At 60.8% G+C, this 22,168-nt stretch carries 21 protein-coding genes, 1 tRNA gene and 1 other RNA gene; 7 read left to right on the top strand and 16 right to left on the bottom strand.

Annotation, left to right across the window (positions count from 1 at the left end; all coding sequences use genetic code 11):
* Positions 1 to 2: 2 nt before the first annotated feature.
* Positions 3 to 79: transfer RNA gene (locus tag RGAI101_RS17900), tRNA-His, on the bottom strand.
* Positions 80 to 247: 168 nt separating this feature from the next.
* Between RGAI101_RS17900 and RGAI101_RS17895 the strand changes: the two genes are divergently transcribed.
* Positions 248 to 448: a DUF6324 family protein gene (locus RGAI101_RS17895; protein WP_008226246.1), complete on the top strand. Its 201-nt coding sequence runs from the start codon at positions 248 to 250 to the stop codon at positions 446 to 448.
* Positions 449 to 535: 87 nt separating this feature from the next.
* On the opposite strand, the gene RGAI101_RS17890 is transcribed toward RGAI101_RS17895, so the two are convergent.
* Entirely contained in the window at positions 536 to 994 is a 459-nt protein-coding gene (locus RGAI101_RS17890; RefSeq protein ID WP_008228378.1) for an MmcB family DNA repair protein, read from the bottom strand.
* 105 nt (positions 995 to 1,099) lie between these two features.
* On the opposite strand from RGAI101_RS17890, the gene RGAI101_RS17885 reads away from it, so the two are divergent.
* From RGAI101_RS17885 to ssrS, 3 genes are all read left to right on the top strand, one after another.
* Entirely contained in the window at positions 1,100 to 2,407 is a 1,308-nt protein-coding gene (locus RGAI101_RS17885; protein ID WP_037228720.1) for a hypothetical protein, read from the top strand.
* On the top strand, positions 2,404 to 3,159 hold the full coding sequence (locus RGAI101_RS17880) for a hypothetical protein (RefSeq protein ID WP_008227620.1): 756 nt from the start codon (positions 2,404 to 2,406) through the stop codon (positions 3,157 to 3,159). Before RGAI101_RS17885 ends, RGAI101_RS17880 begins: the two co-directional genes overlap by 4 nt.
* Before the next feature lie 280 nt (positions 3,160 to 3,439).
* A non-coding RNA gene (gene ssrS, locus RGAI101_RS21680) (6S RNA) lies at positions 3,440 to 3,593 on the top strand.
* A gap of 213 nt (positions 3,594 to 3,806) precedes the next feature.
* Here ssrS and nusB read toward each other — a convergent pair.
* The 4 genes from nusB to RGAI101_RS17860 all read right to left on the bottom strand — a co-directional run bounded on the left by nusB (position 3,807) and on the right by RGAI101_RS17860 (position 6,233).
* Complete coding sequence (gene nusB, locus RGAI101_RS17875; protein WP_008228496.1) at positions 3,807 to 4,286, bottom strand: transcription antitermination factor NusB; 480 nt, start codon at positions 4,284 to 4,286, stop codon at positions 3,807 to 3,809.
* Positions 4,283 to 4,831: a 6,7-dimethyl-8-ribityllumazine synthase gene (locus RGAI101_RS17870; protein ID WP_037228717.1), complete on the bottom strand. Its 549-nt coding sequence runs from the start codon at positions 4,829 to 4,831 to the stop codon at positions 4,283 to 4,285. Before RGAI101_RS17870 ends, nusB begins: the two co-directional genes overlap by 4 nt.
* Before the next feature lie 236 nt (positions 4,832 to 5,067).
* Positions 5,068 to 5,649: a hypothetical protein gene (locus RGAI101_RS17865; RefSeq protein WP_037228714.1), complete on the bottom strand. Its 582-nt coding sequence runs from the start codon at positions 5,647 to 5,649 to the stop codon at positions 5,068 to 5,070.
* Entirely contained in the window at positions 5,646 to 6,233 is a 588-nt protein-coding gene (locus RGAI101_RS17860) for a riboflavin synthase (RefSeq protein ID WP_008229321.1), read from the bottom strand. The genes RGAI101_RS17865 and RGAI101_RS17860 overlap by 4 nt, the downstream gene beginning before the upstream one ends.
* A gap of 136 nt (positions 6,234 to 6,369) precedes the next feature.
* On the opposite strand from RGAI101_RS17860, the gene RGAI101_RS17855 reads away from it, so the two are divergent.
* From RGAI101_RS17855 to RGAI101_RS17845, 3 genes are all read left to right on the top strand, one after another.
* Positions 6,370 to 7,662: a capsule biosynthesis protein gene (locus RGAI101_RS17855; RefSeq protein WP_008226012.1), complete on the top strand. Its 1,293-nt coding sequence runs from the start codon at positions 6,370 to 6,372 to the stop codon at positions 7,660 to 7,662.
* 167 nt (positions 7,663 to 7,829) lie between these two features.
* Positions 7,830 to 8,924, top strand: coding sequence for a polysaccharide biosynthesis/export family protein (locus RGAI101_RS17850; protein ID WP_008228288.1), 1,095 nt, complete (start codon positions 7,830 to 7,832; stop codon positions 8,922 to 8,924).
* A 9-nt stretch (positions 8,925 to 8,933) separates the two neighbouring features.
* Positions 8,934 to 10,970: a capsular polysaccharide biosynthesis protein gene (locus RGAI101_RS17845; RefSeq protein ID WP_008225060.1), complete on the top strand. Its 2,037-nt coding sequence runs from the start codon at positions 8,934 to 8,936 to the stop codon at positions 10,968 to 10,970.
* A gap of 63 nt (positions 10,971 to 11,033) precedes the next feature.
* Here RGAI101_RS17845 and ribD read toward each other — a convergent pair whose 3' ends face one another.
* The 10 genes from ribD to RGAI101_RS17795 form a co-directional block, all read right to left on the bottom strand.
* Positions 11,034 to 12,104, bottom strand: coding sequence for a bifunctional diaminohydroxyphosphoribosylaminopyrimidine deaminase/5-amino-6-(5-phosphoribosylamino)uracil reductase RibD (ribD, locus tag RGAI101_RS17840; RefSeq protein ID WP_008226283.1), 1,071 nt, complete (start codon positions 12,102 to 12,104; stop codon positions 11,034 to 11,036).
* A 23-nt stretch (positions 12,105 to 12,127) separates the two neighbouring features.
* Positions 12,128 to 12,595: a transcriptional regulator NrdR gene (nrdR, locus tag RGAI101_RS17835; protein ID WP_008225048.1), complete on the bottom strand. Its 468-nt coding sequence runs from the start codon at positions 12,593 to 12,595 to the stop codon at positions 12,128 to 12,130.
* A 151-nt stretch (positions 12,596 to 12,746) separates the two neighbouring features.
* Positions 12,747 to 13,157, bottom strand: coding sequence for a secondary thiamine-phosphate synthase enzyme YjbQ (locus RGAI101_RS17830; protein ID WP_008228930.1), 411 nt, complete (start codon positions 13,155 to 13,157; stop codon positions 12,747 to 12,749).
* Between the two features lie 53 nt (positions 13,158 to 13,210).
* Entirely contained in the window at positions 13,211 to 13,621 is a 411-nt protein-coding gene (locus RGAI101_RS17825; protein WP_008229061.1) for a hypothetical protein, read from the bottom strand.
* 169 nt (positions 13,622 to 13,790) lie between these two features.
* On the bottom strand, positions 13,791 to 15,773 hold the full coding sequence (gene rpoD / locus RGAI101_RS17820) for an RNA polymerase sigma factor RpoD (RefSeq protein ID WP_037228710.1): 1,983 nt from the start codon (positions 15,771 to 15,773) through the stop codon (positions 13,791 to 13,793).
* Positions 15,774 to 15,909: 136 nt separating this feature from the next.
* Complete coding sequence (gene dnaG / locus RGAI101_RS17815; RefSeq protein ID WP_037228708.1) at positions 15,910 to 17,883, bottom strand: DNA primase; 1,974 nt, start codon at positions 17,881 to 17,883, stop codon at positions 15,910 to 15,912.
* 145 nt (positions 17,884 to 18,028) lie between these two features.
* The gene (locus RGAI101_RS17810; RefSeq protein ID WP_037228707.1) at positions 18,029 to 18,337 is read right to left on the bottom strand and encodes a hypothetical protein; all 309 of its coding nucleotides are present in this window, start codon (positions 18,335 to 18,337) and stop codon (positions 18,029 to 18,031) included.
* Between the two features lie 40 nt (positions 18,338 to 18,377).
* On the bottom strand, positions 18,378 to 18,923 hold the full coding sequence (locus RGAI101_RS17805; RefSeq protein WP_037228704.1) for a sarcosine oxidase subunit gamma: 546 nt from the start codon (positions 18,921 to 18,923) through the stop codon (positions 18,378 to 18,380).
* Complete coding sequence (locus RGAI101_RS17800; protein ID WP_008226300.1) at positions 18,916 to 21,849, bottom strand: sarcosine oxidase subunit alpha family protein; 2,934 nt, start codon at positions 21,847 to 21,849, stop codon at positions 18,916 to 18,918. Before RGAI101_RS17800 ends, RGAI101_RS17805 begins: the two co-directional genes overlap by 8 nt.
* Positions 21,846 to 22,118, bottom strand: a complete 273-nt coding sequence (locus RGAI101_RS17795) for a sarcosine oxidase subunit delta (RefSeq protein WP_037228700.1) — start codon at positions 22,116 to 22,118, stop codon at positions 21,846 to 21,848. Before RGAI101_RS17795 ends, RGAI101_RS17800 begins: the two co-directional genes overlap by 4 nt.
* Positions 22,119 to 22,168: the final 50 nt, after the last annotated feature.

The following is a 22,168-nucleotide window of genomic DNA, read 5'->3' as shown; positions in this document are numbered from 1 at the left end:
GGTGGTACCACCTCCTGGTCTCGAACCAGGGACCTCCTGATCCACAATCAGGCGCTCTAACCAACTGAGCTAAGGCGGCACTGCTGGCGATCTACCGCCCACGCAAAAAGATTGCAATACCCTAAGACGACAGTTTTTCATTTGATGGCCCAAAAAACAGACGGCCCTCGCCATAAAGCCGTTCTGGTCCAACTTGCGTTTTGTCGAAGCCCGCGCTACGGCTTGCCACATCATTCCGGAGGGACCTATGGGCATCGACACCGAACGCGACATTGAAGCAAACCTGCAAATCGGCCCGACCGAAAACGGCATGGTCCGCCTGTTCGTCGAAGCCGATGGCGGAATCGAGATCCCGATGGACTTTACCCCGGACGAGGCTGTCGAGATCGCAGAAGAGATCATGGCGGCCGCCCACCGGGCAGGAAAAGGTGGTAAGTCCAAGCGCTAGAGCTTGGATCAGGCCATGCACGGGGGCCAGCCCCCACCGCGCCAAGGCGCGGCCCCCCGGGATTTTGATCCATTTGGAAATCGAGGCCTACCCCCAGATCGTACCTGCGTTGGGATCCCTGAGCATCTGAAGACGGCGGGCAGCGTGGGTGGCAAATTTCTGTATCATCACTTTGCGACGTGCAGGTGCAAGGCGAGTTTCCACGCCCGTGCGCAGGATTTCGGCACCATACCCGTCAGCGATGATCAGGCCCGATTCGGTCGGGAGCAAATCCACGTCAAAATCAGAAGAAACCGCCCAGAAAAAACGGTCGGCCCATTCGAGATATCTGTGCCACTTGTTGTCAGACATGAAATCGGCGCGGCTGGATTTGCATTCGACGATCCAGATGTCGCCTTTCGGGCCGAGGGCCATCACATCCACACGCAAGCCACGGGCGGGGACAAGTTCTTCGACCGTGACAAAGCCCAGTGAAGCAAGGTGGCGCGCAACACCGCGGGCCAAGAATTGGCCCGGCTGGGTGAGATTTGGATCATCAAAAGACATGACCGAGTTATGAACAATTAGTGAACATCTGACAAGGACCACAAGATGACTTTGTAATTGCGGCCTCCCGCCTTATCTTAGGCATCTGAGTTTAGGGGGTGGAAGATGTCACAATCGCAAGATCAGTCCAACGCGCAGCAGCGCGGCGTGCGCTACGCGCGCGACCTTGAGGGGCATTTGACCTGGCTCGAGACGTTTTCAGGCACTGCCCTTGGGGTGCTGGCCGTTGCGTCGGGAATCTATACCTATCTGGGGGTTTCGTCCCTGCTGGACGATAACGGTGCAATGTCCGCCTTTGCCGCGATCGCCTATTCCGTCGCGGTGTCTGTCGGTATCTTCGTATTCTGGTCCTATATGTTGCGGCTTTTTCCCGCTGTGCGGGGCGCACGGGCGCGGGCCGGTCTGATGGGGGCGATGGGTCTGGGATCGGTCGCGATCATCGCCATGTCGAGCTGGCTGAACGCTGCGGCGCTTGCCGGATCGGCGGCGGTTGAACAGCATCTGGCTGAAACAGTGCAGGACTACCAAGGCTCGCTGGAGCGCGCCCACGAGACTGCCCTTTCCGCGCAAGGGCTTGAGCGGGACGTTGCCCGTGTGCGCCAGAGCTTTGAGGATCTGAGCGAGCAGGAAGCCACGGGCGGCCTGTCCGGCATGGCCGGGCGCGGGGCAGTCTTTCGCGTGCTGCGGCAGAAATCCTCCGAGCTGGCCGGGCTGGAAGCGCAGATTGCCACGCAGACACCGCTGGTCGCGGCCGCCTTTGTAGAGGGCAACCAGATTCTCAGCCGGATGCGCGCCCTCACCGTTGAGCCCGGACCGGTAGAAGCCCGGTCGGTCGAGTTTTCCGAGCAGGCCGTGCGTCTGGCCGGGCTGATCACCCAACTGCGGCAACTGTCCGTCGCGTCCCTTGTCGAGCGGGCGGCGCAGGATTTGTCGGCCTCGGTCGTGTTGCCCGAACTGGACGGTGGCACGGTGGAACAGCGCGGCAATCAGGCATCCACGATCACGTCGGTTCTTGAGGTTCTGGCCCAACGCGCCACCACCCTGGAGCGCGCGGCCCAAGCCGTACTGGCCATGCCGCCGCCCACCGAAACCACTTACACACCGATTTCCAGCGCCGATGCGGTGATCAAATACGCGCGTAATTTCGTGCCCTCCTGGGCCGGTGCCATCGCGATCGACCTGCTGCCCGCCGTGCTGGTGTTCATCCTTGCGATCACCCAGACTGCGATCCGCGAAGGGCGCGAAGGCAGCGCCATCGAAGAAACCCTGACCCTTGCGGAATTGCGCGCCGCCGTGAACGCCGTGCGCGACATGGATGCCGCGATGAAAGGTACCGCCGATGAGGGCCCTGTAGAACCCACGGCCCCGCCGCATGAGCCCCCGGCTCATGTCACACCGATCAAATCCACATGACCGACGAAAGCGTGTCGCCAAAGCGCAACCCGATTGGGCGGGTTCTGGTCTGGGTGCTGTTTTTTCAACTTGCCCTCGCGGGGTTGCTGTTCTGGGGTGACCTGCGCGACGGGCTGCGCCTGCCCGGGTTTGGCCCGCGTGCACCGCAGCTTACCGAACCGGTGCGACCGGGCGACCAGACCCGGCGCTTTGACCCCGACCGCGCCCCGCCGGGGGGACGTCCGATGCCGTCATCGCCTCTGCCCGACCGTTTGACGCTGACCGTGGTGGAAGGCGGCAATCGCGCCTTGCTTGAGGGGGGCATCCTCCCCGGTGACGCCGAACGCATAGAAAAGCAACTTGCCGACCTTGCGCCAAAACCCGAAGGTGTGATCCTGAATTCGCCGGGCGGATCGGTCCAAGACGCGCTGATGCTTGGGCGGTATTTGCGGCAAGCCGAGCTGACGACGGCCCTGCGCAGCGGCGACATCTGCTATTCCGCCTGCCCCTATCTGCTGGCGGCAGGCACAAGCCGGACGATCCCCGACGATGCCTCCGTCGGGGTGCATCAACATTATTTCGGTGAAAGCACGCTGCTGCCTGCGTTCGTCGCGGTCGATGACATCCAGCGCGGCCAGGGTGAGGTCATGACCTATCTTGATGGCATGGGCATTGACCCTTTGGTAATGCAGCACGCGCTGGTCACCCCGCCAAATGAGATCTACGTCCTCTTGCCCGAAGAATTGACCCGCTACGGTTTCACTGAAGAGTAAGCGAAGCCGGGGCCCCAATCGTGGGAAGATGCCTGTGGGGCGGTCGTCGCTGGTCCGCATCAGACGGTACGCGCGCATCTGGCCAAGCGACGCCAATGCGCACCCCAAGGCGTCATTGCCAACGCCGCTGATCTTCCCCGAACAGCCATGAACCAAAGGATATGCCCCGGCCAATGGGGGTAGAAGGTCAAAACCTGCCCCTACTCTTTCAGGTAAATTTTACCACACAACCGAGATACCCCTTGCCGTAGCCCATGCCCAAGCCTACCTGTATCGCGTGACGGTTCTGCCCTGTTTGTAAAAGTTACATTCCAGTGGCCTTAAGCAAATCCGAGGGAGCTGGCTCTGTTCGAGCCCTGGTTCGATTATCTGGCGCCCACCTGTACATACAGGTCCTCGGGAATATACAACTAAACGGCAGCGGTGGTTCCGTCACACTCGACCATGATCAGATGATCTGGACTTCATGCAGTTGCAATGTCGTCGGATGCATCGATCTAATCCTTAAAACATTCCCTGTTTCGCTTGTGCATCCCCAGCCGTTCGGCATCGGCATGCGCCGCCTACAGCCTGCATCGGCAAGAAAAGGGCCGGACTTTGGAAAAGCCGGCTCCTCTTTGACGCACTGTTCGATTTTCAAAGAAGTCTTAAAACGACTCAGGCCGTGCTTCGCGGGCCATGTGGTCCAGAACGGCGTTGACGAACTTTGGCTCGTCACTGCCCTCAAAGAACGCGCGGGCTACGTCGACATATTCGGTGATAACCACCTTGGGCGGCGTGCCGGTGTCGCGCAGTTCCGCCCCTGCGGCACGGAACAAGGCGCGCAATGTCGGGTCGATCCGGGCGATGGGCCATTTGGCCACCAACGCGCGGTCGGTCATCTGGTCAATCGCCGCCTGATAATTCACAGCCGTTTCAAGCACATCGGCAAAGTGACGGATATCACCATCAATCATCTCGGCCCCGTCATAGGTGGCCCCGAAACGGTGCTCAAGAAACTCGGTACGGACCGTGTCGAAGCTCTGGGATGAATGCTCCATCTGGAACAGGGCCTGCACGGCATAAAGCCGGGAAGCGGATTTCATCTTGCGTTTTTGGTTGCCCGAAAGGCCGGCGGTAGAAGTCATGCTGTTGTGGGTCCATCATTGTCGCCCGCCATCAGATAGTCCTCTGAGCGCGGCTTGAAACCGATATCTTTGCGAATGTCGCCCCACTTACGGCTGAGTGCGATCAGATGCAAGGCCGCAGCGGCCGCACCGCCGCCCTTGTTCTGCCCGTCAGGGTCTGCGCGCACCGCTGCTTGTTCATGGTTTTCAACCGTAAGGATGCCATTGCCGATGCAAAGCCCCTGCAAGCCCATCAATTGCAGCGCGCGACTGCTGTCATTGCACACGGTCTCGTAATGGGTCGTTTCGCCGCGCACCACGCAGCCAAGGGCGACATAGCCGTCGAAATTGCTTTTCCGGTCTGAAATCCCGATGGCCGTCGGAATTTCCAACGCGCCGGGCATCTCGACTACGTCCCATTCGGCCCCTGCGGCTTCGATCTCGGCCTTGGCCCCTTTCAGCAAGCCTGCTGCGATGTCGGAATAATAGGGAGACACGACGATCAGCACCTTCACAGGCTTGTCGAATGTCGGTGTAACTAGGGTCGTATGGTTTCCAGCAGCCATGAAGTATACTCCGTTAAGACAGCGCGCCTGTCCCGGATGGTTAGGCCAAAAGCGTCAACGCCCAGATAACATCGGCGCGCCCCGTCAACAAGATCAACCCAACATCAGCCGACCCTGCCCCTCAAGGCAAAATGCGGCGCGCAGACGCCCGCATCTTCATTTTGCCAAATAAACTCAATCCCACTGCAATATCAGCGCGCAAACAGCGGCGTTCAATCTTTGGGCCCGCAGGTCTTCTAGGCCTGCACGTCGCGCCCGAAATACCGTGCCGCCTCAAGGTATCCCGCAGCCTTTGCCGCGCCGGACCAATCACGCTCGAGCCCGGTGTCGCCGATGATCAGAACCTGATCTCCAACCAGCCGGCGGCCCTGCATCACGCCCGACAGGTGGTCCCGCATGTCGGCCCAACTGTCGGTAAACCGCGGGGCCGACGCGACGTGATCCAGCACCGGGTTCGCCCCCTGGACCGCATCGCCTGACAGCGGGCGATGCACCAGCGCCAGCTTTTGCGCGCCCTGCACGGCGGTCAGAATCTCGGTCTCGCGCACGGGCATCTGCGGTGCATCCGCGCGTACGACCCGCAGCGCATTGCTTGAGAACAGCAGCGCAAGAATATCGCGCCCGGTGGCCTGCCGGATCGCCGCATAGGCCTTGTAATCCAGCCCCAGGGCACGCGCCCGCGCCACACGCATCTTTACCACCATCAACGGAATCGCCGACGGCATCGCTGCCTCACGCGCTTTTTGCCACTGAAACGCCCGCCATTTCTGGCCGCGCTCCATCGTGGGGCCCATGTTGTGACCGATACCAGCGATCATGACATTTCCGCCAGTCGCGCGACGTACCGCGCCAGCGTGTCAATCTCGAGGTTGATCAGGTCGCCCACCGCCACATCGCCCCAGGTCGTGACCTCTTTGGTGTGGGGGATGAAGTTGATGCCGAAATCACAGCCATCGACCTCGTTCACCGTCAGCGACGTGCCATTCAGCGCGACCGAGCCCTTTGGCGCGATGAAGCGCGCCAGCGCCTGCGGTGCCCGTAATGTCACGCGGGTGCTGTCGCCTTCGTCGCGCATGGCGACCACTTCGGCGACACCGTCCACATGGCCCGACACGATATGACCGCCCAATTCGTCACCCACCTTCAGCGCGCGTTCAAGGTTCAGTCGCTTGCCCGGAACCCAGCCGCCAAGGTTGGTTTTTTCCACCGTTTCGGCGCTGATCTGCACTTCGTACCAATCCGGCCCCATATCCACGACCGTCAGGCACACGCCGTCACTGGCGATGGAGGCCCCCATATCGATCCGGTCCGTATCATATCCCGTCGTGATCCGCGCCCGCAAATCACCCTCTTGGGCTAGCGACGCGATCTTTCCAACATCCGTGATAATCCCTGTAAACATCGGCCTGCCCTTCTATAAATGTCACACCTCCGAAGTAATCTTCTGCCCGGGACATGACAAGTCCGCAGAGGTGCCGCAATTTGGCCCGTATCGCATGATTTTTCATTTAGCGACGATAATAACGCAAAGACCCGCCATGACTGCCGCCGCACCCGCACGCCGGGTATTCCTGTTTCTGCAAGGGCCGCATGGTCCCTTCTTCAACCGTCTCGGCAAGATGCTGCGGTTGACCGGGGCAGAAGTGTGGCGCGTGGGCTTTAACGCAGGCGACCGCGCCTTCTGGTTCCATCCGCGCAGTTACATCCCCTACCGGGGAACCGCTGATGCATGGAAAGACACCTTTGTTGCGCTGCTCGCCGACAAAGGTGTCACTGATATTGTTCTGTACGGAGATACCCGCCCGATCCATGCCGTGGCCGTGGCACAGGCCAAGGCGCTTGGCCTGACCGTGCATGTCTTCGAAGAAGGCTACATGCGCCCCTACTGGGTCACCTATGAACGCGGCGGTACGAACGGCAATTCGCGCCTGATGGACATGACCATCGAACAGATGCAAACCGCGCTGGCCAATTCCGATATGGAGGCTCCCTTGCCCCCCGGCCATTGGGGCGACATGCGCCAGCATATCTTTTACGGCGCGCTCTATCACTGGTTCGTCCTGTTCCGGAACGGGGATTACCGCAATTTCCGCCCCCACCGCAAAATCCCGGTGACCAAGGAATTCCAGCTGTATATCAAACGCCTTTTCCTGATGCCCGCGCTGGCGACAAACCGGCTGGTCGCGACACTGCGCATCCGTCTGGGCGGCTTTCCCTACCATCTGGCGCTGCTTCAGCTTGAGCATGACAGCGCCTTTCAGGATCACTCCCCTTTCGACACGATGTCGGATTTCCTGCGCGTCGTGATCGAAGGCTTTGCCAAGGGCGCGCCGCGTCACCATCATCTGGTCGTCAAGGCCCACCCCCTTGAAGATGGCCGCGTCCCGCTGCGCCGCGACATCAAGCGTCTTGCGCGTGAATTGGGTGTGTCCCACCGGGTGCATTATGTCCGTGGCGGCAAGCTGGCGCAGTTGTTGAATGATGCGCGCACGGCGGTGACGGTCAATTCGACCGCGGGCCAACAGGTTTTGTGGCGGGGCATCCCGCTCAAGGTGTTTGGCAGTGCAGTCTATGCCAAACCGGAATTCGTGTCCGACCAGCCCCTGACCGATTTTTTTGCCGCAGCCTCGCGGCCCGACAACAAGGCCTACAAGGATTATCGCCGCTATCTGCTTGAGACATCCCAGATCCCCGGCGGCTTTTATGCGGCCCGCGCGCGCACGCAACTGATGCGGCAGGTGGTCGATATGATGCTGGCCGTCGAAGACCCCTACGATGCCCTTGAATCAGGGACCGCGGCACCACGGCAACAGTTGCGGGCTGTCACCTGAACGATTGGTCCCCAAACAGTAGCTTTTTGATCTGAACTGGGTTAGCCTTGGCGTAATTACGTCGAAAAAATCGATGAATCTGAGGCAGAATTAGAACAGGTCGAGGAGACCGGGCAGTGAAATCCGAGACATTTCGGTGGGCGCGTCCCATCGCACTACTTGCGGCAATGGCCGTGGTATCTTCATGTGGCTTGCCGCAGGTTGGCCCGAACAAGCGTCAAATCTACAAAGGTTCCGTCCAACAAGAGGGCGATGCCTTTGTCGTTGCCGTAAATGACCGCGTCAGCCGCGCCACGGCGGTGACCCCTGCCCTCGGCTTCAGTCAGGCGTTCATCAATGCCGCCACGCTTGGGTCGGACACCATCAGCGCGGGCGACACATTGGGCCTGACGATCTGGGAAAACGTCGATGACGGTCTGTTGGCTGCCCAAGGCGGGAACGCCACCTTGCTCGAGGAAGTACAGGTCGACGGGTCCGGCTTTATCTTCGTACCCTATGCAGGTCGCATCAGGGCCGCGGGAAATTCACCCGAAGCGATCCGCCGGATCATCACCCAACGTCTGTCCGAACAAACGCCTGATCCGCAGGTTCAGGTGCGCCGCATCGCTGGCGACGGTGCCACAGTGTCCCTGATCGGTGCCGTCAGCGCGCAAGGCGTTTATGCGATCGAACGTCCGACACGGACCCTGTCGACAATGCTGGCGCGGGCCGGTGGTGTGTCCATCGTGCCGGAAATCGCGCAAGTGACCGTGTTGCGTGGCAACATGAAGGGGCAAATCTGGTTCGAAGACCTGTACCAGCACCCCGAACTTGATATCGCGTTACGCGGCGGCGATAGGATCCTGATCGAAGAAGATTCCCGCTCGTTCACCGCCCTCGGGGCCACCGGGTCGCAACGGAAAGTGGCGTTTGAATCCCAGACGCTCTCCGCGCTCGAAGCCATCGCGCAGGTCGGTGGTCTGAATGCAGGCACCGCAGACCCGACGGGCGTGTTCATCTTCCGCAACGAACCGCAGGAAGTCGTTGAACAGGTGCTGGGCCGCACCGATCTGGTCGGCGCGCAGCGGATGATCTACGTGCTGGACCTGACCAAGCCCAACGGCCTGTTTATGGCGCGTGATTTCGTGATCCGTGACAGCGATACGCTTTACGTTACTGAAGCGCCGTTCACCCAGTGGAGCAAGGTGATCTCGTCGATCACAGGCTCGGCCAGTTCCTTGAACAGCATCGGGACCGTCGGCTCTACCCTGGCCGGAAACTGATCCGGTCCCATGGCTCTCGGGCCTGAAATATATGATACCCCCGCCGCCGGCCCTGAAAAGGACCGGCGGCTTTTCGTGTATAATGGCGGGTTTCTCACCCAGCGGCGGATCCGCCGGATCTTGCAACTGGCGGGCCATTCGCTGCATCTGGGACTGCCGCGCGCAGGCGATGCGGTGGCTGTCTGGGGCAATTCGCCCACCGCCCATCGCGGCCTTTCCGTGGCGCAAAGGCGCGGCGTGCCGGTGGTCAGGGTCGAAGACGCCATGCTGCGATCGCTGTTCCCCGGTCGCGCGGGTGAGCCGCCCATTGGGTTGCTGATCGACCACAAGGGCGCGCATTTCGATCCCCGCCAACCGTCCGATCTGGAAACGCTGCTGGCCACGCATCCTTTGGACGACACCGCCCTGCTGGACCGTGCCCGTGGCTGCATCGCCCGCATCCAAGAGGCACATCTGACGAAATATACGGCATTTAGGGTGGACACCCCGCCCCCCGACCCCGGCTATGTGCTGGTGATCGATCAGACGCGCGGCGATGCATCCGTCACCGCGTCGGGGGCCGACAGGTCACGGTTTCTGGAGATGCTGGTTTTTGCCCAGCAGGAAAACCCCGGCGCGCGGATCGTGATCAAGACCCATCCCGAAACGGCAAAGGGCTACCGAACCGGTCATTTCGGCCCCGAAGACGAGAACGCCCGCATCACGCTGCTGACCGGGCCCATAAGTCCTTGGGTCCTGTTTGAAGGGGCTGTGCGCGTCTATACCGTGTCTTCGCAAATGGGATTCGAGGCGATCTTTGCAGGCCACAAACCACGGGTCTTTGGCCAACCGTTTTATGCGGGCTGGGGGCTGACCGAAGACGAATTTCCCGTCCAGCGCCGCCAGCGCACATTGACGCGCGCCCAGATTTTCGCCGCCGCGATGATCCTTTATCCCAAATGGTACGATCCCCACCGCGACCGGCTTTGCGATCTGGAAACCACGATCGAGGCGCTGGCCGCGACCACCCGCGCGTGGCGCGAAGACCACAATGGCTGGGTCGCCTCGGGGATGAGTCTTTGGAAACGCGGCCCCTTGCAGCGGTTTTTCGGAACATGGTCCCCGGTCGTGTTCGAAGAGGACCCGCCCCGAGCACGCGCCAGCGGCAAGGCGTGGATGGTTTGGGCCGGCAAGGCCGACGTAGGTCATGGGGATGCGATGCGGGTCGAAGACGGCTTCTTGCGCTCGCGCGGGTTGGGTGCCGATCTGATACCCCCGCTCTCGCTGGTGTGCGATGATCTGGGCATCTACTACGATCCCCGACAGCCCAGCCGTCTGGAGGAATGGATCGCGACCCGGTGCAGCCTGCGCCCGGACCAAAGACGCAGGGCCGAGCGTCTGATCAAAAGACTGCGGGCGACAGGCCTGAGCAAATATAACCTTGGGGGTGCCGTATCATTGGACGGGCTTCCAGAGGGACGCCGCATTCTGGTGCCCGGCCAAGTCGAGGATGATGCGTCGGTCAAGACCGGTACCGACCATGTTTCAACCAATCTGGGGCTGCTGCAGGCCGCACGCGCCGCCAATCCCGACGCGGTGATCCTGTACAAACCCCATCCGGATGTCGAAGCGGGCCTGCGCCCCGGTGCGGTTGATGCCACCGGTCTGGCTTACAGGGTGATGGCCCGGACGGACCCGGTCAGCCTTCTGGCTCATGTCGATGAGGTCTGGACAATGACATCGCTTCTGGGGTTCGAGGCATTGGTGCGCGGGGTGCGGGTGGTGGCCGTTGGCGCGCCGTTTTATGCGGGTTGGGGGCTGACAGACGACCGGGGCGATGTGCCGCCGCGACGACGGGCAGATGTGGATCTGGAAGGCTTGGTGCATGCCGCGTTGATCGATTATCCGCGCTACGTCGATCCGCTCAGCGGGTTGGCCTGCCCGGTAGAAATTGTCATGCAGCGTTTGGCAGAGGGGGATCTGCCCTATCCCGGCGTTGGCAACCGGCTGCTGGCAAAAGTGCAAGGGGCCTTTGCGGGCAAGGCCCATTTGTGGCGCAAGGGGTGATGACCGGACTGGGGGCCAGCCCCCAGACCCCCGGGATTTGGGACCATTTGGAAGGACGAAGCGTTACGTCCGGGACCAGCTGTGCAGGATATCGGGACCGATAGCCCTAGTGTATTCAAGGCTGAAACGGGGCGCTTTGCCGAGCTGCGAGAGGCCCAAGGGGCCGATGGCCGGCAACCCGTCTGCGCCGATGGCAAGACCGGCGGTGAAGCCGACCAGATGATCGACGAGGTCCGCCTGGAGCAGGGAGGCGGCAAGACCGCCGCCGCCTTCGCAGAAGATACGGGTCAGACCGTGGTCGGCAAGTTTACGCAGGATGTCCGCCGGATCAAGCTGACCCGCGCGGGTCGCGCAGGGGATCAGCGTCGCGCCAAGCTGTTGCCATGTGGTGACCAGATGCGGATCGGCGCTGGTTGCGTGGCACAGGATCACGGGGATCAACGCCGCCGTCTGCGCCAGCTTTCCGGATAGTGGCAGGTCGAGGCGGCTGCTGACCACGATGCGGGCAGGTTGACGGGTAATACCGATGTCGCGGACCGTCAGGCTGGGGTCATCCTGCCGTGCCGTGCCGCCGCCCACCATCACCGCATCGTGGCGCGCGCGCATCGCGTGGACCAAACGACGTGCCGGGCCAGCGGTGATCCATTGGCTTTCGCCGGTGGCGGTTGCGATCCGTCCATCAAAGCTGCTGGCCAGTTTAAGCGTGACCATGGGACGGGCAATATCAATCCTGGACAGAAACCCGATGTGATCCTTGCGGGCTTCGTCCTCGAGAACGCCTGTGTCGACCGCAATCCCTGCGGCCTGAAGCATGGCGATGCCCTTGCCGCTGACGCGCGGATCACTGTCGGCACAGGCGATCACGACCCGCGCCACCTGCGCGTCAATCAGGGCCTGCGCACAGGGCGGCGTTTTACCGGTATGGGCGCAGGGTTCCAGTGTGACATAGACCGTCGCGCCAACGGCCTGCGCACCGGCTTGCGCCAAGGCCTCGGGTTCGGCATGGGGCCGACCACCCGGCTGCGTCCAGCCGCGCCCGACAATACGGTCGCCCTGCACGATCACACAGCCCACAGCGGGGTTGGGCCACACGGTCCCCTGCCCCCGCCGGCCCAAGGACAGGGCCAGCGCCATGAAGCGCGTATCTGCGGCTGTGCTCACTCTTCTGGCGGGACGTCGGGACGTAATTCCTGAACGAATTTGTCGAAGTCATCCGCCGCCTGGAAGTTCTTGTACACACTTGCGAAGCGCACATAGGCGACGGTGTCGATGCGGGCCAACGCCTCCATCACGATCTCGCCGATCTGTTTGGAGCCGATATCCGTTTCCCCCATGCTTTCCAGACGCCGCACGATGCCGGAAATCATCTGATCGATCCGCTCGGGATCAATCGGGCGCTTTTGCATCGAGATGCGGATCGAGCGTTCAAGCTTGTCGCGGTCGAAATCTTCGCGCTTGCCCGAGGATTTGATCACCACCAGATCGCGCAATTGCACACGCTCATATGTCGTGAAGCGCCCCCCGCAGGCAGGGCAGAAACGCCTGCGCCGAATGGATACGTGATCCTCTGCCGGGCGGCTGTCTTTCACTTGGGTATCGATATTTCCGCAAAACGGGCAGCGCATGGCCTGTCCCCTTATTTTCTGATCTGCCTCAGGTGGTTGGGTCGGTTCCCATCAAATTCACTTTCACTATAGGACAGCCCCTAGGGTTTGGGTAGAGGGCAATTGCGCCCCCAAGATGCAGAGCTTTGAAGGGCAGGCCCCGCGCCGAAACTCAATTAAAATGCGCTGCAACCTGCCTGACATGGGCCGCGCTACGATGTTCGACAAGATAGATGCCCTGCCATGTGCCCAAGGCCATCTTGCCCGCACGCACCGGGATAGAGAGGCTGACTGGCAACAATGCGGCCTTTATATGCGCGGGCATGTCGTCCGGCCCCTCATAGGTGTGGGTCAGATAGGACATCGCAGGATCCGTGGCAGGCGGCACCAGACGATTGAAAAAATTGACCAGGTCGGTCTGCACCTCGGGGTCGGCGTTTTCCTGGATCAGCAGCGAGGCAGAGGTATGGCGCACCATCAATGTCACCACGCCATCGCCCTGCCCGGAAATCCAGCGTGCGACATCGCGGGTAAATTCGTACAGACCGGGACCGTGGGTGGTGATTTCGAAATCAGTGTTCATCGGCTTGATGCTATGCCGCAGAGGGCACAGCAGCAAGCCAAAGCTGTCGGGCCCTAGAGGCCCTGGAGTTCAAGGATGAAATCCTTGCAGAATTCGACCGCGTGCCCAACCGGCAGGTTCAGGCCCGGCGTTCTGACTGAAACGGAATACGACCGTGTCGGCGGGACCGTCAATGACGCTTCATCCAAGGTAAAGACAGCGCCGGATTTACCGCTGACGCTGACCGACGGGCCGCGCGCCGTCTTGACGTAAAGCCGCGCGCTGCCCGATGCCCCCAGGCGGTCCTGCGCATAGCTGGCGGCGGCACACCACATGCCGCGCGGGCCTTCTCCGTGATCTTCGACCACTTCAAAATCCCCTCCGGCAACGGGGAACACATACAAAAGATTGACTGCCTGATAGGTTTGGGCAGCGGCGGCAAGGGGAAGACCGGCACAAAAGGCCGCAAGGATGAGCGCGCGCATGAGATACTCCTGACAATGAGGTTGTTGCTTAAAGGATAGTCCGAACAGGCCGGTCACCAAGTCACAGATGGGTGATATACCCCATTTACGGCTGACGTCTAAAAGATGCGTCCACGAAAAAAGGGCGGAGGTTGCCCCCCGCCCTTTCAAATTTATGTCCGGCCTGACGTTACTGATCCAGGAAAGACCGCAACTTGCGTGACCGGCTCGGGTGCTTGAGCTTGCGCAGCGCCTTCGCTTCGATCTGGCGAATGCGTTCGCGTGTCACACTGAACTGCTGACCGACTTCTTCCAACGTGTGGTCGGTGTTCATGCCGATGCCGAACCGCATCCGCAAGACGCGTTCTTCGCGCGGCGTCAGCGACGCCAGAACCCGCGTGGTGGTTTCCTTGAGGTTTTCCTGGATCGCGCTGTCCAAAGGCAGCACGGCATTCTTGTCCTCGATGAAATCGCCAAGCTGGCTGTCTTCTTCATCGCCGATCGGCGTTTCCAACGAAATCGGTTCCTTGGCGATCTTCATCACCTTGCGGACCTTTTCCAAAGGCATTTGCAGCTTTTCTGCCAATTCCTCAGGTGTCGGTTCGCGACCGATCTCGTGCAGCATCTGGCGGCCGGTGCGGACCAGCTTGTTGATCGTCTCGATCATGTGCACCGGAATACGGATGGTACGCGCCTGATCCGCGATGGAGCGCGTGATCGCCTGACGGATCCACCACGTCGCATATGTGCTGAACTTATAGCCGCGACGGTATTCAAACTTGTCCACGGCCTTCATCAGACCGATGTTGCCTTCCTGAATAAGATCAAGGAACTGCAGGCCACGGTTCGTGTATTTCTTGGCGATCGAGATAACGAGGCGAAGGTTTGCCTCGACCATTTCTTTCTTGGCCTGACGCGCTTCTTTTTCGCCCTTCTGAACCTGCTGCACGATGCGGCGGAATTCAGAAATATCAAGACCGACATACTGACCGACCTGCGCCATATCAGAGCGCAGTTCTTCTACCTTGTCAGCAGAGCGTTCGATGAACATCTGCCAGCCACGGCCGGATTTTTCGGCCATCCGCTCCATCCAGTTCGGATCAAGTTCGTAGCCGCGGTAGTTATCCACGAATTCCTTGCGGTTGATGCGCGCCTGATCGGCAAGCTTCACCATGGCGCTGTCGATCTGCATGATGCGGCGGTTGATGCCGTAAAGCTGGTCGATCAACGCTTCGATACGGTTGTTGTGCAGGTGCAGTTCATTGACCAGCAAAACAATTTCCGACCGGACCTTTTGGTATTCTTCTTCGTCTTTCTTCGAAAACGACCCGTCCTCGTTCAGAGTGGCCGAAATCCGGCTGTCCTGAATTTCGCTCAACTTGACGTAGTCGTCGGCGATAATGTCCAGCGCCTCAAGCACTTGCGGCTTGAGAGCGGCTTCCATTGCCGCCAGCGACATATTGGCCTGTTCGTCCTCGTCGTCGTCATCATCGTTGGCGATCGGGTTGCCATCGGCATCGACTTCGCTGGTGTCTTCGTTGGTTTTTGCCTCGGTACCGGAAACCACCGGCACGACGGGTGTCGTTTCATCCTCGTCACCCATCTGGGTGCCAAACGTCGCCTCAAGGTCGATGACATCGCGCAGCAAAATATCTTCGGACAGAAGTTCGTCGCGCCAGATCGTGATCGCCTGGAACGTCAGCGGGCTTTCGCACAGCCCTGCGATCATTGTGTTGCGGCCAGCCTCGATCCGCTTGGCGATGGCGATTTCGCCCTCGCGGCTCAGCAATTCCACCGACCCCATTTCGCGCAGATACATCCGCACGGGGTCGTCGGTCCGGTCCAGCTTTTCAGAGGTGCCGCTGGACAGCGTGACGTCACGGTTGCTGTCCGTCGTGGTCAGATCCGTACCACCTTTGGCTTCTTCTTCTTCGGCGTCTTCATCTTCAATGATGTTGATGCCCATTTCAGAGAGCATCGACATCACGTCTTCGATTTGTTCCGAGCTGACCTGATCAGGCGGCAAAACCGTGTTCAGCTGATCGTAGGTGATATAACCCTTTTCACGGGCGTCACCGATCATCTTCTTGACGGCGGCCTGGCTCATGTCCAGCGAATGGCCAGCCTCTTGGTCGTCAGACTTTGTATCTTCGTTGGTATCTTTGGCGGCCATGAAAACTTCCTCCAGCGAATGCGCGCGAATCACCTAAAGTGATTCGATTATTTCGAATCATGCGGGGTTCCGGGTGATTCTTAAACCCGTTACCCTTATTTTTGTTCAACATCCCGGCGAAAAAGCCACGCCGGGTTCATTTCTTGTCTTTCGAATCGCCCCCGCGGATCGATCCGATCAGTGCATCAAAGGCGCTGCGTTCGTCGCGGCTGATATGGGCACCGTTGTCACCGATGTCATATTCCGCCGTATCTTCCTGCCCGCTGCGCTGCGCCCGGTCGGCGTTTCGAGCCGCTTCGCTCAATCTCCAGGTCAGGCCCTCATCCGCCACGCCGCTCAAATCCTCGACGGCGTCGGCGATTTCAGCGTCCAACCCCCGTACGGCTTCAAGTTTTCCCAGCTCTTCGGCCACCGTCATACGGGTCATTTCGATGTTGCCGGGGTTCCGTATACAGGGCGTGATGGCAACGTGGCGTTGCGTGGTCATATTTTCAAGGGCTTGCGCCCCCAGTGCGTCGCAAATCTTTTCGTGCAACGCCTCCGGTGACCTATGCGCATATCTTAACATCAAATCCCTGATCACGGCATGATCAGGGTCCTGACACGCCATCGCGGCCACCCCGGTTTCGAACTCCTCGACCAGCTGGGGACAGCCCAGCAGCGCACACAAAATCACCGCCTCGCGCAAATGCTCAGTGGCCCCCAATCCCGCGGCAGTCACAAGGATCGAAGATTTCGCACTGGGCGAGGGTCCTTGCGGCGCGGCGTTCCAACGCCCCTGCCCGGCACTGCGGGCACCGGGGGCAAAGGCTTTCTTGGCCTGCTGCGGCCGGAACAGCTGATAGCGCAGGTCCTTGATCTCTTGGCCATAATGGCTGCGGATCGACGGATCCCTGATCAACATTATCTTTTCGCGCAGCGATTTATCCAGCGCCGCCTTGCGTTCAGGACTGTCGAAAACGCGCCCGTCCGTTTCACGCTGCCAGAGCAGACGCACCATGGGCATCGCATTGTCCAACAGCTTTTGCAGCGCCGGCGCACCATGGGCGCGCAGCAAATCATCTGGGTCCTGCCCCTCGGGCATCACGGCAAAGCGCAGGCTTTGCCCCGCCTCCAACAGCGGCAACGCCAGATCGATCAGACGCAACGCAGCGCGCTGTCCGGCCGTGTCGCCATCCAACGTAATGATCGGTTCAGGCGAAATCCGCCACAACATCTGCAACTGGCTCTCGGTGATTGCGGTCCCCAGCGGTGCCACGGCGGCACCAAATCCGGCCTGCACCAGGGCGATGACATCCATGTACCCTTCGGCGACAAGCAGCGGTTGCCCCTGCCCTGCCGCCGTGCGTGCGTCCTTTACGTTGTAAAGACTGCGGCCCTTGTCGAATAACTCAGTTTCAGGCGAATTCAGATATTTCGCGTTGTCATTGGGGTCCATCGCACGACCGCCAAAGGCAATCGCCCGCCCCCGCGCGTCACGGATCGGAAAAATGATCCGTCCTCGAAACGTATCGTAGGGCCGCCCGCCCTTTGTCGACGGCTTGGCCAGCCCCGCGCCAAAGATCAACTCATCCTCGACGCCCTTGGCCTTCAAATGGTCCCATAACCCCTGCCACTGGTCCGCAGCAAAGCCGATCTCCCAACGCTCCAACGCTTGCGCATTCAATCCACGCCGCGCCAGATAATCCCTCGCGGCCCCCGCAGCCCCGGTCTGTAACTGCAACCGGAAGAACTGCACCGCCTGCTCCATCACCTGCGCAAGCTGGGTGCGCTTGTCGGCTTTCTCCTGCGCACGCGGATCCTGTTGCGGCACCGGCATCCCCGCCTCGCGCGCCAGAATCTCGACAGCCTCCATAAAGCTCACGTTCTCCGTCTCGCGCACAAAGGAAATGGCATCGCCCTTGGCGTGACAGCCAAAGCAATAGTAAAACCCCTTGCGGTCATCGACATGAAAACTGGCGGATTTTTCCTGATGGAACGGGCACGGTGCCCACATATCGCCCTTGCCCTGATTGGACTTGCGCGCATCCCACATGACTTTACGCCCCACCACCTGAGACAGGCTGGCACGACTACGCAATTCATCCAAAAATCCAGGAGGTAAGCTCATAGCTTCATATATTGGCCCGTACCCGGCAGAGTCCAGAACCCAAAGTTCCCGACCCCGCTTCATTTTGCCAGATAAACTCCGGGGGAATTGCCCCTTGGGGCAATGGGGGCTGGCCCCCACACCCCGTCTGATCAACCGCGTGCGGTCAGCGGGCCAGGCACATTTCGTTCCAGGCCGCACCCAGATCGTTGGCTTTCACATCGCGCATCTTCATCTCGTAGACCCAAGGGGCGACCAAGGGCACGACCGCATTGTATTTCTCGGGCCAGGTCGGGGCCGATGCCGCCACATGCTCCGGAACCTTCCGCTCCTTCACGCGCTCGATCCGCGCCTGGCGCACCGCTTCGACGACTGCCGCCTGATAGCCACAATCGACCTCTGCTGCCGTTTGCGCCCATACCGGCGCAGCGCCACCAAGCAAAGCAGCCACGGTCACACCTGAAACAAATTTCATCTTCAACTCTCCAAATATCAACTATGCCACCTCTGGCGGCTCAGGATTCGCGCGATGCTACACTCAACATCGCTTCGCTTACCTCATGCACCAAGGTAGAGGCCATGGACCGGAATACAAGGATCATGAAATCCTCGCCCCCCGTGCGCGTGATCGAGGCTGTCATATGCCCCACCAATGTGCGCACCGTGTGTCCGCGCTTGAAGTGACCTGCCCGCAGATCGACCGGCACCAACCGCGCCAGCACATCCTCCGACGCGCCACCGCTCAGGCGGACTGCGCACCAACCGTCGCTTAGATCCACCAGCGCGCCATGAGCCGCCAGCGAAGCATCCGGTGCGGCCCCGATCAACAGCGCCTGATTGCGTCCGAACCAGACACATCGAATACCCCCCTTGCCCGACGCCCGGTTCGGCTTTGGAAAGGCCACACCATGGGCTGCCTCCAGCGCGTCTGACAGGGCATCTTCATCGCCGGTCACCATCACGGATGTCACGATACCCAGATCAAGCTCGACCAACTGCGCCGCCCCGTGGGTTACCGGCAGCATATCCCCACAAGGGGTTCTCGCCTTCAATTCAGCCACGCGCACGCCCTCCCTCGGGGTCAAAGAACACAGGCGGACAAATCTCCACCTCGACGTCCAACGCGCGCAGATGGTCCACCACACGCATCACCTCGCCGTATCGTTCGGGCCCGTTCTTGACGAACCCCAAGCCTATGTAGGTGCCAACCTCGGGCGAGAAACAGACCGAAGTGACATAGCCCTGATCATTCTCACGCACCGCTTCCGCGTCTTTTCCAAAGATATGCGCCCCCGCGCTCAGCATCTTGACCGCGCCCACAGGTTTCATCCCGACCAAGCGTTCGCGATCCGCCGAAACCAAACCGGGCCGCGCGGCCATGACCTTGCCGACGCAATCCTTCTTGGCACTGATCATCCCCGCCATGCCCACATCAAACGCAGTGGTGCGCCCGTGGATCTCGGCATGGGTGATGAACCCCTTCTCAATGCGCAGCACATTCAGCGCCTCCATCCCGTAGGCTCCGCCCCCCAGCCCTTGCGCACGGGCAACCAACTCTCGAAACAGGCTCTCCCCATAGCGTGCAGGCACCGCGATTTCATACGCATGCTCACCCGAGAACGATATCCGGAACAGCCGCCCCTTGACGCCCAGAACCGACGTGTCGCCACAGGCCATGAACGGCCAGCTGTCATTGTCGATCGGTGCATCCAGTACCCCGTTCAGCAACTCGCGCGATTTTGGCCCCGCCACGGCAAACTGCGCCCATTGTTCGGTCACCGATGTCATTGCAACGCACCATTCGGGGTGCAGACATTGTGCGACGAACTCCAGATGCTTCATCACCGTGCCAGCCGCGGCGGTCGTGGTGGTCATCACGAAATGATGATCCCCCAACCGTGCGCAGGTGCCGTCATCCATCACCGTGCCGTCTTCGCGCAGCATCAGACCATAGCGCACACGCCCGACCTTCAGCGTCGAAAACATGTTGGTATAGACGAAATCCAGCAAAGCCGCCGCATCCGGCCCCTGAATATCGATCTTGCCCAGCGTGGACACATCGCAGACCCCGACAGCCTTGCGGACATAGCCCACCTCGCGGTCACAAGATTGCCGCCACGTCTTTTCCCCTGCCTTGGGGAAATAGCTGGGGCGATACCACAACCCCGCCTCGATCATCGGTGCACCCGCCTCGACGCTGGCGCTGTGCGAAGTGGTAAACCGCTGCGGCGCAAAGCCCTTGCCCTGCGCCCCCGCCCCCATCGCCGCAATAGTAACCGGCGAATAGGGTGGCCGGAATGTCGTCGTCCCGGTTTCGGGTATCCCGCGCCCGGTGGCATCGGCCAGCACGGCCAAGGCACCGACGTTCGAATTCTTGCCCTGATCCGTCGCCATCCCTTGGGTGGTATAGCGTTTCATATGTTCGACCGACCGGAAATTCTCGACCGCCGCCTGGGCGACGTCCTTCACGCTCACGTCGTTCTGGAAATCCAGCCAGGCACGCCCCTTGCCCGCCACAGCCCAAAGTGGCTCCATCCTGTAAGGTGCGTCCTCGGCCTGCGGCAGCGCCACATCCGGCACCTTCTTGCCCAGCGTTCCCAGAACCTTACCGGCAACGTCGGCCCCCTCTGCCAGGCAACCACGGGTCGAGAACGTCCCATTGCACGCCCCTGCCGCGACCATCCCCGGAATGGCCCCTGCAGTGGGAACAAACGCCTGAATGTCAGGCCGCCACGTGGGCCGCCCGTTCATGTGACAGGTCAGATGCACCGTCGGGTTCCAACCGCCCGACATCGCCAGACAATCGGTCTGGATTTTCTCCACCCCGCTGATGGTCCGGATGGAAATGCTCTCCAACTCCTTGCCACCGCCTGTGTTAAAGACCTGCGCACCGCGATAGACGGGGAAATCCCCCTTGACGTCGACGTCGGTGCGGCTGTCCACTACCGCAGCAATCCGTACACCGGCATCGGCCAGATCACGCGCCGTGCGGTGCGCATCGTCGTTATTGCCAAAAATCGTCAGCGCCTTGCCCGGGCTGACCCCCCAGCGGTTCAGATAGGCGCGCACAGCCCCCGCCGTCATGATGCCGGGCCGGTCGTTGTTCTGAAACGCGATCGGCCGCTCCAGCGCGCCCGCCGTCAGGATCGAATGCTTGGCCACGATCCGCCAGAAACACTCAAGCGGCGCACCCTTGCTGCGGACGCCATGATGCTGCCCTACCCGCTCCAACGCGCCGAACGTGCCCTGATCATACGCTCCCGTGACCGTGGTCCGCGACATCAGCCGGACATTGTCCATACCTGCCAACTCGGCCACAGCCTCGGCCGCCCAGACATGCCCCGGCTTGCCGGCAATCAGATAGGTTTCGGCATTCAACCGCCCTCCCATCAAGGCGTCTTCGTCGGCCAGGATCACGTCTGCCCCGCCGCGCGCCGCCGTCAGTGCCGCCATCAGCCCCGCAGGCCCAGCGCCAATCACCAACACATCACAAAACGCAAAGGCCCGTTCATAGGTATCAGGGTTATGCGCGCCGCTCAGCCCGCCCAAACCCGCCGCCCGCCGAATGACCGGCTCATAGAACCGCTCCCAAAACTTCCGCGGCCACATGAAAGTCTTGTAATAAAACCCTGCCCCCAGAAACGGCGATACCAGGTTGTTCACCGCCATTAGGTCAAAATCCAGCGATGGCCAGGCGTTCTGGCTGCGCACACGCAATCCTTCATAAACTTCTTGCATGGTTGCGCGCACATTGGGCTCGGATGCGGCCCCGCTCCCAACCGTCACCAGCGCATTCGGCTCTTCACTGCCCGCCGTCAAAACGCCACGCGGACGGTGATATTTGAACGACCGCCCCATCAACGTCACGTCATTTGCCAGCAGAGCCGAGGCAACAGTGTCCCCCTCAAACCCGTCATAGCTGCGCCCGTCAAAGCTGAACGAAACCGTATTGGACCGATCAATCAGACCTTTACCCTTGATCCTCATGCCGTGGTCCCCTTCACGTCCGACGCCAATTGAACCGAGAATACCGCGTGGGTCACCGTATCGCGCGTCACCACCAGCCACGCGCCACAGCCTGCTTCGTGCTGCCATAAATCCCGCGTCTGCCCCGCTGGATTATCCCGCAAATGCACATAACCGTCCCACGCCGCCTCGCCCGCATCAACCGCAGGGCGCGCCAACATCACGGCATCCCCCTGATAATAAAACTCGCGCCGGTCACGGCTTCCACAAATCGGACAATCCAGTCTCATGCCAAGCCCCTCTGAACGGGCCTCTGCCCCTTCACCCTTTTAAAAATACT

This window comes from Roseobacter sp. GAI101 (genome assembly GCF_000156335.1).
In the GTDB taxonomy this organism is placed as follows: domain Bacteria; phylum Pseudomonadota; class Alphaproteobacteria; order Rhodobacterales; family Rhodobacteraceae; genus Sulfitobacter.
The sequence above is the reverse complement of the archived record's forward strand: the minus strand, read 5'-3'. Positions and strand labels throughout refer to the sequence as shown.